Annotated in this window: 14 protein-coding genes; 8 read left to right on the top strand and 6 right to left on the bottom strand. The window is 47.5% G+C overall.

All coding sequences use genetic code 11. The features are described from left to right. The first annotated feature begins 409 nt into the window (after positions 1-409). From V5J35_RS19275 to V5J35_RS19290, 4 genes are all read left to right on the top strand, one after another. On the top strand, positions 410-1,720 hold the full coding sequence (locus V5J35_RS19275) for a PTS sugar transporter subunit IIC (RefSeq protein WP_354008709.1): 1,311 nt from the start codon (positions 410-412) through the stop codon (positions 1,718-1,720). Between the two features lie 257 nt (positions 1,721-1,977). After that, on the top strand, positions 1,978-3,165 hold the full coding sequence (purT, locus tag V5J35_RS19280) for a formate-dependent phosphoribosylglycinamide formyltransferase (RefSeq protein WP_354008710.1): 1,188 nt from the start codon (positions 1,978-1,980) through the stop codon (positions 3,163-3,165). 91 nt (positions 3,166-3,256) lie between these two features. Beyond that, positions 3,257-3,736, top strand: a complete 480-nt coding sequence (locus V5J35_RS19285) for a TlpA family protein disulfide reductase (protein ID WP_354008711.1) — start codon at positions 3,257-3,259, stop codon at positions 3,734-3,736. Further along, on the top strand, positions 3,729-4,001 hold the full coding sequence (locus V5J35_RS19290) for an acylphosphatase (RefSeq protein WP_354008712.1): 273 nt from the start codon (positions 3,729-3,731) through the stop codon (positions 3,999-4,001). Before V5J35_RS19285 ends, V5J35_RS19290 begins: the two co-directional genes overlap by 8 nt. A gap of 8 nt (positions 4,002-4,009) precedes the next feature. On the opposite strand, the gene V5J35_RS19295 is transcribed toward V5J35_RS19290, so the two are convergent. From V5J35_RS19295 to V5J35_RS19305, 3 genes are all read right to left on the bottom strand, one after another. Next, positions 4,010-4,603: a lytic transglycosylase domain-containing protein gene (locus V5J35_RS19295; RefSeq protein WP_354008713.1), complete on the bottom strand. Its 594-nt coding sequence runs from the start codon at positions 4,601-4,603 to the stop codon at positions 4,010-4,012. Positions 4,604-4,690: 87 nt separating this feature from the next. Then, the gene (locus V5J35_RS19300; protein ID WP_354008714.1) at positions 4,691-5,392 is read right to left on the bottom strand and encodes an NAD-dependent epimerase/dehydratase family protein; all 702 of its coding nucleotides are present in this window, start codon (positions 5,390-5,392) and stop codon (positions 4,691-4,693) included. Between the two features lie 130 nt (positions 5,393-5,522). Continuing rightward, positions 5,523-7,238, bottom strand: a complete 1,716-nt coding sequence (locus V5J35_RS19305; RefSeq protein ID WP_354016477.1) for a proline--tRNA ligase — start codon at positions 7,236-7,238, stop codon at positions 5,523-5,525. Between the two features lie 227 nt (positions 7,239-7,465). On the opposite strand from V5J35_RS19305, the gene V5J35_RS19310 reads away from it, so the two are divergent. After that, the gene (locus V5J35_RS19310) at positions 7,466-7,882 is read left to right on the top strand and encodes an HIT domain-containing protein (protein WP_354008715.1); all 417 of its coding nucleotides are present in this window, start codon (positions 7,466-7,468) and stop codon (positions 7,880-7,882) included. 26 nt (positions 7,883-7,908) lie between these two features. Beyond that, positions 7,909-8,112, top strand: coding sequence for a SlyX family protein (locus tag V5J35_RS19315; protein ID WP_262568349.1), 204 nt, complete (start codon positions 7,909-7,911; stop codon positions 8,110-8,112). An 84-nt stretch (positions 8,113-8,196) separates the two neighbouring features. Here the strand turns inward: V5J35_RS19315 and V5J35_RS19320 are convergent, their stop codons facing one another. Beyond that, positions 8,197-8,793 (bottom strand): cold-shock protein, encoded by a 597-nt coding sequence (locus V5J35_RS19320; RefSeq protein WP_354008716.1) that lies wholly within the window; start codon positions 8,791-8,793, stop codon positions 8,197-8,199. A gap of 607 nt (positions 8,794-9,400) precedes the next feature. Between V5J35_RS19320 and V5J35_RS19325 the strand changes: the two genes are divergently transcribed. After that, entirely contained in the window at positions 9,401-9,742 is a 342-nt protein-coding gene (locus V5J35_RS19325) for an HU family DNA-binding protein (protein WP_354008717.1), read from the top strand. Between the two features lie 124 nt (positions 9,743-9,866). Here V5J35_RS19325 and V5J35_RS19330 read toward each other — a convergent pair whose 3' ends face one another. Beyond that, positions 9,867-11,165 (bottom strand): OprD family outer membrane porin, encoded by a 1,299-nt coding sequence (locus tag V5J35_RS19330; protein WP_354008718.1) that lies wholly within the window; start codon positions 11,163-11,165, stop codon positions 9,867-9,869. 244 nt (positions 11,166-11,409) lie between these two features. After that, a complete protein-coding gene (locus V5J35_RS19335; RefSeq protein ID WP_354008719.1) occupies positions 11,410-12,894 on the bottom strand; it encodes an OprD family outer membrane porin in 1,485 nt (494 codons plus the stop codon). Between the two features lie 260 nt (positions 12,895-13,154). Between V5J35_RS19335 and V5J35_RS19340 the strand changes: the two genes are divergently transcribed. After that, complete coding sequence (locus V5J35_RS19340; protein ID WP_354008720.1) at positions 13,155-13,655, top strand: SycD/LcrH family type III secretion system chaperone; 501 nt, start codon at positions 13,155-13,157, stop codon at positions 13,653-13,655. Positions 13,656-13,662 lie beyond the last annotated feature (7 nt).

Below are 13,662 nucleotides of genomic sequence, written 5' to 3' on the forward strand. Positions count from 1 at the left end.
TGTTGGGGCGATGCTGGTTTCGGCAATACAGTCCGCGAACTGCGTTACTCAGGTAGCCCAACCCTGCCAGTTGTCCGGACCACGTTGTAACCACTTTTTTCCAGCTCCAGCAGCCGTTTCATTGCTGGATCTTGCCGTTCTCAAAGACTGACAAGCTTAGACTATTGTCAAAAATCCCCAAAAACTGACTTTCGTCAACAAAGTATCCGTTTGATGTAACCGGTTGCTGAAACCGGTTACATTTCCTGTTCAGGATTGTTATCGTAATAACCGTAATAAGAAAAACTGGTGCGTAATACCAGAGTCGGTAAAAAACCATAAGCCAACGGAAAGAAGCTCGACAGGTCTGTACAGAGCTTTGTTTCCAGAAAAAAACAGATTGATAGGAAGTGGTATCTTGGGGGTCTCGATGGAAAATTTTGCGAATAAACTGGAGCAAACGCTGATGCCGGTGGCTACCCGGCTGGCTAATATCAAGTATCTGATCGCCCTGCGGGATGGCATGGTGTATGCCATGCCTTTCTTTATCGTCGGTTCGATCATCCTGCTGTTGCTGAACCTGCCACTGACTGACCCGAGCAACTTCATGTACTCTGAGTGGTACACCAACCTGATGGCTGAACACAAAGGCAACTGGCTGCAGCCGTTTTATGCGACACTGGGTATGTCGTGTCTGTTTATTTCCTTTGGTATTGGTTCCAGCCTGGGTAAACAGTATGGATTGCCAGAGGTGACCAGTGGTTTTCTCTCCCTGTTTGCATTCCTTATGGTCGCTGCGCCGGTTGATGGCTGGCCGCCTGCCATTAATGCCAGTTATCTCGATAGTAAGGGCATGTTTACTGCGATCGTGTTCTCTTATCTGGCAATAGAAGTGTATCGTTTCATGCAGACCCGCAATATGACTATACGTCTGCCTGAACAGGTTCCGCCTGCTATTGCCCGTTCGTTTGAATCATTGACACCGGTAATTGCACTGATCCTTATTCTTCAGCCTCTTAATCTGCTGGTCGCTTCTGTTGGTGAAGGTGGCATGCTGGTGCCTCAGCTGATGATGGACATCTTCAAGCCTCTGGTCAGTGCCGCTGATTCTCTGCCAGGTCTGCTGTTTATTGTTTTGCTGGTGCATGTGTTGTGGTTCTGTGGCTTGCATGGTGCCAACATTGTAACGGGTGTGATTGGCGCAATTATGCTGACCAATCTGTCTGCCAACCAGGCTGCCCTGGAAGCGGGCGAAGCTCTGCCAGCCATTTTTGCCGGTGGCTTCCTTGACAGCTTTGTTTATCTCGGTGGTTCCGGTGCGACCCTGGGACTGGCGATTGCCATGGCGATCAGCAAGAGTGCTCACCTGCGTTCCATCGGCCGGCTGTCTGTTGTTCCGGGTCTGTTCAACATCAATGAGCCGGTATTGTTTGGTGCGCCTATTGTGATGAACCCGATCCTTGGTATTCCTTTCATTCTGGTGCCGCTGATCAATGTAACGGTGGCTTATGTTGCAACCTCTCTGGATCTGGTTGGCCGTGTTGTAGCCCTGGTACCCTGGACAACACCCGGACCTCTGGCTGCTTTCCTGGGTACTAACTTCAGTATCAGCGCCCTTATCCTGAGTCTGGGGCTGGTTGCTTTCTCTACGGTTGCTTACCTGCCATTCCTGAAAGTCTATGCCAGGTCTCTGGAATCACAGGAAATGGAACAGACACAGGGAGAGACCGTCACTGCCTGATGAATCTTTGAAATGTTGTGTGTGTTGTGTGTGCGAAAGTGTGTGTTGAGAAAAGGGAGCCGGCTATATGCCGGTTTCTCTTTTGAGGTAGCCATAAAGACAGGTCATTGGGTTCTGCAATCAAGGCTCAAATAATATGAATATGCAATCAGTAGATTTGACTGATGTAAGTGCATCCATTCGCCGGTATGATCACAGCACGATTTCGTTATCACGATCGTCCTTTCTCACTATCGCCCTTTACGGAGAGCTTTTTTATGGTAGCCATTGGTACCCCTGGTTCTGTTTCTGCAACAAAGGTGTTGCTGCTGGGTTCTGGCGAACTCGGAAAAGAGCTTGTGATCGAGTTACAGCGACTTGGGGTGGAAGTGATTGCTGTTGATCGCTATGACAATGCGCCCGCCATGCAGGTGGCTCATCGTCGCCATGTTATCAATATGCTGGATGCTGATGCGCTCAGGGCGCTGATCGCTGAGGAACGCCCTGACTATATTGTGCCGGAAATAGAAGCCATTGCTACCGATGTTCTGGTGGATGTTGAACGTGAAGGCATGACTACCGTCGTACCCTGTGCGCGTGCAACCCAGCTTACGATGGATCGGGAAGGGATTCGCAGGCTGGCAGCAGAAGAACTGCGACTGCCGACTTCGCCATTTTCCTTTGCAGAATCGGAACAGGAACTGCGTGATGCGGCTGAAGAAATTGGTTTTCCCTGTGTGGTTAAACCGGTAATGAGTTCTTCCGGCAAAGGTCAGAGTGTACTGAAGTCGGATGGTGATATTACCTCTGCCTGGGACTACGCCGTGGAAGGCGGTCGTGCAGGTAAGACGCGGGTCATTGTTGAAGGCTTTGTGGATTTTGATTATGAAATCACCTTGCTGACGGTTCGCTCCCGGCAGGGGACTTATTTCTGCGCGCCGATCGGTCATCGTCAGGAAGGAGGAGACTATGTGGAATCCTGGCAGCCGCAGAGAATGTCGGATCTGGCATTACAACAAGCTGAGTCGGTAGCTGGTGCGATTACCGGTGCGCTTGGCGGGTATGGTGTGTTTGGTGTTGAACTCTTTGTGAAAGGGGATGAAGTCCTGTTTAACGAAGTGTCTCCACGTCCTCACGATACGGGAATGGTGACCCTGATTTCGCAGAATTTCAGCGAATTTGCACTCCATGCCCGTGCTATTCTCGGGTTGCCTGTAAGTCATATACATCAATCCAAAGCAGCTGCGTCGGCAGTCATTAAGCCGTCTGGTAACTCCTCCCAGATTATGTTCAACAATTTAGAGGTTGCACTGTCGGAGCCGGAAACCGACTTGCGTCTGTTTGGTAAACCGGAAATAAATGGCGCCCGTCGTATGGGGGTCGCCCTGGCTCTGGGGGAGAATACTGAAGATGCCTGTAGAAAAGCCAGTAATACCGCTGCCCGCGTTAAAGTAAGCATTGTGTAGAAGCTGTTTCAATTGAGCCAAAAAACCGTGTTCCAGCTGGCAGGGTTCTCCTGCTACACTGGAAACCGGTCTAATGCTCAGGAGACTGCAAATGCTCAGATTGATTTCTCCGGTGAATATGCCTCTGCTGGTGGTTCTGGTGGCACTGCTGTCCTCCTGCAGTCAGCCTGAATTTACGGATAGTTCCGGTAAAGGGATAAGTCTCAGTGATGATCAGGGGCGCTGGCTGGCACTGAATATCTGGGCAGAGTGGTGTGACCCCTGTCGGGAAGAAATTCCGGAACTGAACGCCGTTTACCAGTCAGACGCTATCCGGGTTCTGGGTTACGACTTTGACAACAGTCAGGGGACTGAGCTGGATAACAAAATCGCTAAACTCGCTATTGGTTTTCCCGTGTTGACCAGTAGTCCGCTCGAACGCCTGAAAACTCAGACTCCACAGGTCTTACCCGCCACCTTTATTGTTAGTCCCCGGGGCGAGCTGGTTGAAACCTTGTATGGTCCCCAGACACAAAATACTATTGAGCAGGCAATTCGCAAACAACAGACAAAGGTGACAGCGGGTGGCTAAAGTTTGTAAACGTGCGCTGGTTAAAGGCAGGGTTCAGGGAGTCTGGTATCGTGGTTCAACTCAGCGAAAGGCTCAGGAGCTGGGAATTTCTGGCTGGGCAAAAAATCTTGCGGATGGACGGGTAGAAGTTCTGATGTGTGGCGAGGAGTCCGCGCTGACAGAACTGGCAAGCTGGCTTCATGAAGGGCCGCCCGCGGCTCAGGTTGAATCGGTGAGCGTATCCGAGGAACCCTGGCAGGCGTTTGAAACCTTTACGACTGGTTAGACCATACCTTAATCATTTTTCCAGTGCCTGTTCCAGTTTTTGTACACTCTTTCCGGGTACCAGGTTTGGCCAGGGCTGCCATTGTACCGTGCCAGAGCCCGGGTAAGGTTGCCGGACTCCCGCTCCAGATAGTGACTTAAAATAGCACTGCCATAGCGGAGGTTGGTTTCAATGTCCGTCAGGTTGTCATCCGGGCGACCAATCACACTTTTCCAGAAAGGCATAACCTGCATTAATCCCTGGGCGCCAGCGGAAGAAACAGCAAAGCGGTCAAAGGAGGATTCGGTATGGATAAGTGCCAGAACCAGTTCTGCTGGCAGGTTGGTGCGGGATGCTTCCCTGTGTACACTTTGTAACAGCTGGATTCGTTGTCCGGGGTCTTTGATAAAGGGCTGCATGCGCTGGGACATGACCAGCAACCAGACTTCAGCTTCAAAGCGGTCGGTAAAACTGTCGGCGTGGCGCAGGTTATCCTGCAACGACTGGATAAGCAGAGGGTCGTGCCGCTGTTGCGCCACGGCAAAAGCCGGAAGCAGCAGGGCAACGATGAGCAGACTTCTTTTGAGGGTTATCTTAACCTGGTTTGTCTTTAGCTCGTGCATTGAGTTCTCATGTTGGAGTTACCCTGAAGAGTTTTTCGGCGGTTACGCGAACGACTTCAGACTTCTACAGATTTAAAATTCTTGCTGTTAATTGCTGATGTTGTAAAAGTCCGTCGCTTTGATTTTTGGAATCCAGTTTATTGTGTTTTTCAGGTTGTGAAATGCTTTGTCATTATCTGAGATGCCATAAATAATTAAAAAATTGTTTTTGATATTTGACTTGATGCATTTGTCTAATAAATCAACACAATCTGGATGAGACAGTCCTAAATATGGGGTATCTGACCAGGGATTTTCTTGTGAACAGACGCCTCCAAATCTAATACAAATCACTTGAAGACCTTTTTTTGAAATCTTTTTTCCTGTTTTTTCTAATTGGATTTTACTCTCACCGTATGGAGAGACAGGATTAGGTTTTGTATTTAAATCAATGACTAAGTTCAATTCTTTATTAATGATTTTATATACGTCATGAGTGTGAACTGAGCTTGCCATAATCACTTTTGGGATATTTAAATTTAACGCTACCTCGTAAACATTGTTTGCCATGATTAAATTGTTTGGATCTGCTTTTTTACTCGAAAAGTTTTCTACTTTGCAATTCCAGGCTAAGTGAATAATGGCATCGATGTTTTGGTCTTTTAATTTATTTTTAAATCTTTCGTAATCTAAAATATTAGTGTCAGGCAAATCTATCAATATTAACTCATACTCTTCCTTCAGCCCGGTTGTTAGAACTTGTCCGATGCTTCCTTTATGTCCAGTTATACAAATTGTTTTTTTTGTCATCTTTTGTAGTAACCTCTTTTAATTATTTTTGTTTAAGGTTTCTCGCAGCAGAAGGGCGTGCCGCTGCTGCGCCCCGGCAAAGGCCGGAAGCAGCAGGGCAGCTAGGAGCAGACTTCTATTAGGGGTTAATTTAACCCAGTTTGTCTTTAAGCATTTGTGCGATGTCACTGAGAGCCACGTCTTCCCTGTCTGCAGCACTGCGGTATTTATATTCTACCTGATCATTGGACAGTCCACGGTCGCTCAGTACTACCCGGTGTGGAATGCCAATCAGTTCCATATCAGCAAACTTAACACCCGGGCTGGCTTTGCGATCGTCCAGCAGAACGTCGTAACCTGCTTCTGTCAGTTCCCTGTACAGGTTTTCGGCGGCTTCCCGAACGGCTTCAGACTTCTCCATCTTCAGGCCTACGATGGCAATCTGGAAAGGTGCAATGCTTTCCGGCCAGATAATGCCACGGTCGTCGTGGTTCTGCTCAATTGCGGCGGCCACCACACGGGAGACGCCCAGACCGTAGCAGCCCATCAGCATGGTGACAGCTTTGCCATTTTCATCCAGAACCTTAGCGCCCATGGCTTCGGAGTATTTGGTGCCAAGCTGGAAAATATGTCCTACTTCGATGCCGCGCTTCATGATCAGCTTGCCTTTGCCACATGGGCTTGGGTCGCCTTCTACCACATTGCGCAGGTCTTCAATACGGTCAAACCGGGCGTCACGTTCCCAGTTAATGTTGAAGTGGTGTTTGCCTTCAATATTGGCACCTGCGCCAAAATCGGACATAACGGCAACGCTGCGGTCAACAATGCATGGAATTTTGATACCAACCGGACCCAGAGAGCCGGGGCCTGCACCCATGATGTCCCTGATCTCTTCATCGGTGGCAAAACGCAGGGGCTCGGCAACGTCTGGCAGATGCTCTGCCTTGATTTCGTTCAGCTCGTGGTCACCACGAACCAGCAGGGCAACAAAGTCAGACTCTGTTTCTTCACTGGCGGCAACAATCAGCGTTTTAACGGTTTTTTCAACGGGCAGATTGAACTGTTCGACCAGGTTCGCAATGGTTTTGGCATCTGGCGTATCGACCAGCTCCATGTCTGCTGTGGGGGCAGCGCGGTCATGGGCAGGGGCTACCGCTTCAGCCTTTTCAACGTTGGCGGCGTAATTGCTTTCTTCGCAGAAAACGATGGCATCTTCACCGGAGTCTGCCAGTACATGGATTTCGTGGGAAGCGTTACCGCCGATGGAACCGGTGTCCGCTTCTACGGCGCGGAAGTTAAGACCCAGACGCTCGAAAATGCGGAAATAGGTGTCGTGCATGTTCTGGTATTCGGCGCTCAGGCACTCCTGATCCTTATGGAAGGAGTAAGCGTCTTTCATAATGAACTCACGACCACGCATCAGGCCAAAGCGTGGACGGATTTCGTCACGGAACTTGGTCTGAATCTGATACAGGTTGGCAGGCAGCTGCTTGTAGCTGCTGATTTCGTCACGAACCATATCGGTAATGACTTCTTCGTGTGTCGGACCGATAACGAAGTCACGCTGATGACGATCCTTCAAACGCAGCAGTTCCTGGCCGTACTGTTCCCAGCGACCGGTTTCCTGCCACAGCTCCGCAGGTTGAACCGCTGGCATCAGTACTTCCTGGGCGCCGGAACGATCCATCTCTTCACGAACGATCTGCTCGACTTTGCGAAGTACTTTCAGGCCCATTGGCATCCAGGTGTACAGTCCGGATGCCAGTTTGCGGATCATGCCTGCTCGCAGCATCAGCTGATGGCTGATAACGACGGCATCAGACGGGGTTTCCTTGAGGGTAGCCATCAAGGACTGACTTGTGCGCATGTGTGCGAATATCCTCTTTAACGACGGTGGGAGCCTGTTGAACTTATGATGTCCGGAAGGCCCCCTGCCAGCGGACTTTTACAGTCACTGGCAGAGCTGTCGACATTCAAAAAGCGGTATTTTACGGTCTGTCGACGTTTTTTTCATCTTTACCTGCATGAATACGGTTTTCAGTCTGCAACATGTCAGATATAGTGTGCCGGTTTGTACTGACTTCGGAGCCTGTAATGGAAGAATTTCCGTTGGACCCTCAATTGGAAAAAGACTGCGTAGTACTGGGTGACCTGCCGTTGTGCCGTGTTCTGCTGATGAATGACGCCACCTATCCGTGGTGTATTCTGGTACCTCGTGTCACGGAAATTGAGGAACTGTTTCAACTGGTGGATGAATTGCAGATTCAGGTGGCTCTTGAGTCTGGTATCCTGTCCCGCTATATGAACGACCTGTTCGAAGCGGACAAGATGAATGTTGCGGCACTGGGTAACAAGGTGCGACAGCTGCACATGCACCACGTTGTTCGCAAACAGAATGATGCGGCCTGGCCTGAGCCTGTATGGGGCAAGGCACCAGCCCAACCGTATTCCGACAATGAACTGGCTGAGATGCGTGAGAAGTTTCAGCCTTTGTTCGCCCGATTTGGTTAAGTGTTCGCCTGAACCGGGAGCTAGTCATGAAAGATGAGTTAATTGAACTGCAGACGCAGATGAGCTTTCAGGAAGATACGGTCGCTCAGCTGAATGATGTAGTGACTCGCCAGCAACAGGAAATTGATCAGCTGAAGCTGCAGGTTGAGCAGTTGAAGAAGCAGATGCAGGAAGTGGTTGCGGGTGATGTGGAAGGTGATTCGGACGAAGCGCCGCCTCCGCATTATTAATTTTTAATAGCTCTTTACAGTTATGATAAAAAAACACCGGATTAATCTCCGGTGTTTTTTTATTAGTGAGAGTGGAGCTATTGGTTAACGGCCTTTGGGGGCAGCAATCACATCTTCAGCCTGCAAGCCCTTGTCTTTCTCTACCACCACAAATTCGACTCGCTGGCCTTCAGTGAGTACACGATGGCCTTCTCCCCGAATAGCGCGATAGTGAACAAACACGTCGTCGCCCTGGTCACGGGTAATAAAACCAAACCCTTTGGTGACATTAAACCATTTTACGGTACCGGTTTCCCGGTCAGTATCCTGGTATTCCATCGGACTGACCGGATTAAAAGACTTCAGGTTAATCAGTACATGCAGTGCGACCCCGACACAGATCAGCATGACGATCAAAGGCATAGTGACCAGTGTTTGTCCAAAAATCGCCAGGGCAGGCAGAGCGGATGCTGCAATCAGCACCAGGGCTGACAGCAGCTGGACGACTTTCAGTTTGCAGCGACAAACGGTCAGATAGCTTCCCAGACAAAAGTGAACCAGAGTCGCAATCAATAACAGGAATACCGGCGTGGAAGCGGGCAGCGTCTGGTGGATGGCAGCAGCAATGAGTCGGCCGTCAATCACCAGAACAATCAGTCCCAGAAGCCCGGCCAGGGCATGGATAAATTTGAGATGTTTCAAGGCAGTTCCCTTTTTATATCAGGCGGGTGACATAAACCATGAATCCGCCTGCAGGTTGTTATAGTTAAAAACTGAAAATATTGGATTGAACCTCTCTGGAAAACATCAGGATCGAGTGGCTGATTCCAGATAACAGGTAATCCATGCAGCTAAACAACGACTTATTTTTTAATCAGCCTGAAAAGCAACCAGGCAGCTTTTCATTTTTTGCACCCTTTCTATCTGCATAAGGAACAAAAGAAATTACACGAAAAGCTCAGGCTCAGAGACTGATTATTACACCTTTTTTCGTTAATGTAACCTGATACGTTTTTGACCTCAATGGCTTTGTACCCCTTGGCAGACCTGACTTTTATGTCATAAATAATTGTTGAAAAAATGCTCGCAGATAAAAAATACTGTTGGTATAGTGGATTTAGATGTCCTGAAAGCATTAAAAACACTGGTATTTAGGGCTTTCAGAGAAAAGAGGAGTGATCTGAAGTGCAGTTTGCAGGTGTTTTTGGTTCTCCTCAGGAAACGCATCAGCCTGGTGTAGTGGCAGATAATAAACTGCAGCGAAATGCCGCAGTGTTTGTACAGGGATAACCATCAGGAGACTAACAGCATGGCAGGTAAAAAAGCCGCAGCTATCAAGGATCGATACAGCAAAACCCAGATTATCGCTGAAATTGCTGACAATACGGGGCTGACCAGAAAAGAAGTCGGAGCCGTTTTTGATGAACTCAGTGACCTCGTTGAGCGTCATGTTAAAAAACGGGGGTGTGGAGAGTTTACCCTTCCCGGTCTGTTGAAAATTGTTACCAAGAAAAAACCGGCTCAGAAAGCCCGCAAGGGTGTTCCTAATCCTTTCCGACCGGGGGAGCTTATGGATGTTCCAGCCAAACCAGCTACTACGCAGGTTAAAGTTCGTCCATTGAAAAAGCTGAAGGAATACGCTCTATCTTAGTCTGTCACGTCAGGCAAAACAAAAGGGAGGCATCTGGCCTCCCTTCTTTTTTGGTTCACTGTTACTTCTTTGGGTGGTGCCCGCAGGCACCGACTACTGTTTCAGCAATAACGACAGCAGGGACTTAGAATACTGCAATGTTGTACTTCACGATGAAGCGGGTGTCCTTGATGACAACATCTTTAGCATTGTTCTTTTCTTCAGTGTTTTTGGCATAGCGCAGTTGTGCAGTCAGACCTTCAACTTGAGGGAATGCGTACTTCAGGCTGAGGTTGTACTCTTTTTCATCGAGTGTTTTGCCATCAGTGGTTTTAAAGTCAGAAGTGACATAGGCTGCACTGGCACTCAGGCCATCGACTAAGCCAACAAAATCATAACCTGCACTCAGTCCAATGGCTTTTTGGCCGTTCTTGTTAAAGTCGCTGTATTGGACAGCGTTATAGCCAAAATAGCCTGTATCGTCACTACCACCCATCCAGCCATGGGCGTATGAATCTGACAACAGTTCTTCACCATCAACAATCAGAGAAATGTTGTTTTTCTTTACTTTTGTATACGCCAATCCAAGCGAAGCTTGTCCAATGTCGGCCCCCACTTTTATGCCCCATGCGCTCATTTTTTTGTCAACTTCTGCAGCCTTCAAAAGATCGTTTATTAAGCCGTCAGCAGTCATTTGACCGTATTGAGCGCCTACAGACAGGCCAACGCCGCTTACTTCAGCCACATAATTTACTTCTGTTAAGTATTTTTTTGCAAAATCATTTTGTTGAGCATAAGCAGAATGAAGATCCAGACCATTACCAAAGTCATATGATCCGCCGAAAGACATCACAGCTTCATCATTGATTTTTAATTTGTCATCAATGGTTTGGTATTTATCGTAACCTGCTCTTGTTTTTGCATTTGCTTTTGTTGCCCAGACGCCGAATACGCTCAGGCCTTGATAGTTATAGTCAGCATAAAACGCTTCAGTCATACTTGGCAGTGCGCGACTGTCGGAGTCATTGATAAGAGGTGTGTCGAGCTGCATGCGACCGTATTTGGCAACACCGCTATCCATCAGATTGAACTTGATGGCATAACCTGTTTTACCAAAGCTGTTGGAGTCGCCTTTTGTATCAACCGGAAGAACCCCGGGATTTGTATTACCGTCTACATTTGATGCTCCTAACTTAAGCGCATAGTAGGCGTTGATATCGATACCAACGATATTCTCAAAGTAGCCGGAAGAGTAATCAGCTCTAATTGCCTGAGCCCACTGTGAACTTGAGTCATCATACGAGTTCTTTTGCTCATTAGAACGCTCGTGGAAGTGATTACGCAACTCAATATTCAGGCTGGAATCATCAACAAACGAGTTAGCCTGGGCTGCAGAGGCCAGCATAACAGCGGCACTGAGAACGCTCAGTTGTGTGAGTTTCATGGTTTAGTTCCTTGCTGTGTTTATTATATTTGTGACCCTGATTCCTTCATTTGTTTATACAGCTCTTGAATGAAGTACATCAAATCTCCCCATAGGGTCATCCAAGATTTTCTACAACCATCATGCAAATTGCAACCGGTAAATGTAAAAATATTACAGATGTTAAATAATTCAGTGGTGGAACCAATTGTACGATGGGGTTGACCTGATAAGTCAGGCGTCCATGCCTTATCAGAGAAGTGCGTCAGAAGACGCTGAGAGTGTAATCCACAAATACTCTCAAATCCGTTTTACCCTCATAGCGGAAGTCTTTTTTGCTTTCATTTTTCATTTCACTCAGCTCTTCGTCACCTTCATACTGTGCATAAAGCACAGTAACACTCAGGCCCTTCAGAGCTTTTTGTTGGAAGGCATAGCCAAACTTTACGTTGTGTTCTTTTTCTTTGTACTTGTCGGTGTAATCAGGTTTATTGGTGGCTTCTATGTCTTTACCTGCTGTGTAGGTGTAGCCCATGGATAAGCCGGGCAAACCCAGATTGTCGAAAGCGTAGGAGACACCCGCCTGCCAGACGGATTCGCCATTGTGATTAAAGGCGGAAATCTGACGTTTGGTTCGAAAGCCTATTTCGTCATAGTCACGACCAGAGTCGTAGGCCAGATGAAAATCAAACTCGCCGAGAGCGCCGTTCTTTTTCGCTTCTACCTGACTGTAAGAAGCCATAAATGACAACATCTCGAAGGTCAGCCTGGCATTTAAGTTATAAAGGTTAGCGTCTTTGTCAAAACCTCCAAACGTTTTACCGTCTGATTTCCATTTATTACCGTTTTCTTCACCCTTGTAATACTGTCCTTCCAGAAGGAGGGAGGTCTGGTCATCCAGCAGAAAGGTATAATTTAAGTTGGCGTGATAAAGCTTCAGGTAGGACTCACTTTCGGCGTAGGCCAGATCAGATCCCAGTCCTGACTCATGGTTATACGACCCACCCATGGTGTAGATGTGGTCAATGGCTTCGAATTTTTTGTCCCGCCCTTCCCTGCCTGGCTTTAAACTGGTGAATTTTTCCATTTTATCATGGTTGTAAATGGAAACTCTGTTGGTCCACGCGCCATAAAACTCAAAATCCCCTACCTCTGCCTCTGCCATTGCGCCCTGAAAACGTGTTGGTGTCAAACGGTAGTAGGTATTTAGCAGAGGTTTTTCGATAGGAATCCAGCCGGCTTTCCCTTTAATGTTCATTCTCTCCTGGCCAGCCATGCCTTTAAGGTAAATCTGTCCTAGCTTGGTATAGCTGTCCTGTTTGGAGGTGTAGAGTCCTTTGTGTTCATTAAAAACGAGTGGCTCCTCTTTTAATATGGTTGTGCCATATTCGTCTTTATTACCAATCAGCTTTAAACCGCCATAAAGCGACGCATCGACACCAATTGCAGCGGTATTGCTTCCCAGCCAGGCTGATTCGAAATTGATTTCCAGTCCCTGACCCCAGCCCAGCTGTTTGTTATGAGTTTTAACTTTGCGAAGCGAGTGGTCTGATAATTCTTCGTAGTAGTATTTGCTGAAGTCTCTAAGCTGACGATCCTGATAATAATTACGCAGTTTCAGGGATAAATGATGGTCGTTATTGTCAGGGTCGTAGAGATGATCTGCGGCCTGTGAAGGTGGTGCAGATAATGAACTCAAGGCAGTCAAAAGAACTACGGTACTTGTCGCAGATGAAACGGCAAGTTTCATTGAGAAGTGCTCCTGAGATAGAGCGGGCGCTTCATTATTTTTGATTAAGGTTATCGCCGCCCGTGTGTTAGTGATTCTGTCATTTGAGTAATTCAGTAAAACAGTGATCTGTTTTTTTGCAAATTACGATAAAGAATAAAAAATTATTTTTTGTTTCTTTTTATTTTTATGCATCGGACTAATGGCTAAACCTCTATAAATTACGAATGTTTATAATGAGTTGAATAATGGCGGAAAAATGTAAAGAGTGGGGATAAGGCATGGACAGGCCGGTCTCTGGTGATAAGCCAACAGAATCTGAAGCCAGCCCAGAGGAATGGCTTTCTTATTTAAAGCAGGGGGGAACCCTGGGAAAGCTCAGGCAGGTAAATTCCGAACAGATGGAAGCCATGTATACGCTGGGCTATGGGCATTTTGATATAGGGCATTATGCCGAGGCTCTCAGGGTATTTCGATACCTTGCAATGCTTGATCACTGGAATGCCCGCTATTTTCTTGCCATTGGTTACTGCCTTTATCAGTTGAAGCATTATGCCGATGCAATTCCGGCACTGTCCTACGCAGAGCGGCTTGATAAACAGGACCCAAGGCCGTCATTATGCATGACCGAGTGCTTCATAAGCCTCAAAAATCGCAAACTGGCCAAAAAAGCCCTGGCGGAAGCCGTCAAAAGGCTGAAGGTCAGTAAAGACTGGGATGAAGAAAGGAAACAGGCAAAACAACTAAAACATTATCTGGTGAATCAGTCAGGAAGGAGTTAGACATATG

Origin of the sequence: Endozoicomonas sp. NE40, from assembly GCF_040549045.1 — a bacterium.
In the GTDB taxonomy this organism is placed as follows: domain Bacteria; phylum Pseudomonadota; class Gammaproteobacteria; order Pseudomonadales; family Endozoicomonadaceae; genus Endozoicomonas_A; species Endozoicomonas_A lisbonensis.

What these genes read in the sequence shown, in the direction of transcription:
- V5J35_RS19275 (WP_354008709.1), top strand. Translation starts at nt 410, where the DNA reads ATGGAAAATTTTGCGAATAAACTGGAGCAAACGCTGATGCCGGTGGCT.
- purT (WP_354008710.1), top strand. Translation starts at nt 1,978, where the DNA reads ATGGTAGCCATTGGTACCCCTGGTTCTGTTTCTGCAACAAAGGTGTTG.
- V5J35_RS19285 (WP_354008711.1), top strand. Translation starts at nt 3,257, where the DNA reads ATGCTCAGATTGATTTCTCCGGTGAATATGCCTCTGCTGGTGGTTCTG.
- V5J35_RS19295 (WP_354008713.1), bottom strand. Translation starts at nt 4,603, where the DNA reads ATGCACGAGCTAAAGACAAACCAGGTTAAGATAACCCTCAAAAGAAGT.
- V5J35_RS19300 (WP_354008714.1), bottom strand. Translation starts at nt 5,392, where the DNA reads ATGACAAAAAAAACAATTTGTATAACTGGACATAAAGGAAGCATCGGA.
- V5J35_RS19305 (WP_354016477.1), bottom strand. Translation starts at nt 7,238, where the DNA reads ATGCGCACAAGTCAGTCCTTGATGGCTACCCTCAAGGAAACCCCGTCT.
- V5J35_RS19310 (WP_354008715.1), top strand. Translation starts at nt 7,466, where the DNA reads ATGGAAGAATTTCCGTTGGACCCTCAATTGGAAAAAGACTGCGTAGTA.
- V5J35_RS19315 (WP_262568349.1), top strand. Translation starts at nt 7,909, where the DNA reads ATGAAAGATGAGTTAATTGAACTGCAGACGCAGATGAGCTTTCAGGAA.
- V5J35_RS19325 (WP_354008717.1), top strand. Translation starts at nt 9,401, where the DNA reads ATGGCAGGTAAAAAAGCCGCAGCTATCAAGGATCGATACAGCAAAACC.
- V5J35_RS19330 (WP_354008718.1), bottom strand. Translation starts at nt 11,165, where the DNA reads ATGAAACTCACACAACTGAGCGTTCTCAGTGCCGCTGTTATGCTGGCC.
- V5J35_RS19335 (WP_354008719.1), bottom strand. Translation starts at nt 12,894, where the DNA reads ATGAAACTTGCCGTTTCATCTGCGACAAGTACCGTAGTTCTTTTGACT.
- V5J35_RS19340 (WP_354008720.1), top strand. Translation starts at nt 13,155, where the DNA reads ATGGACAGGCCGGTCTCTGGTGATAAGCCAACAGAATCTGAAGCCAGC.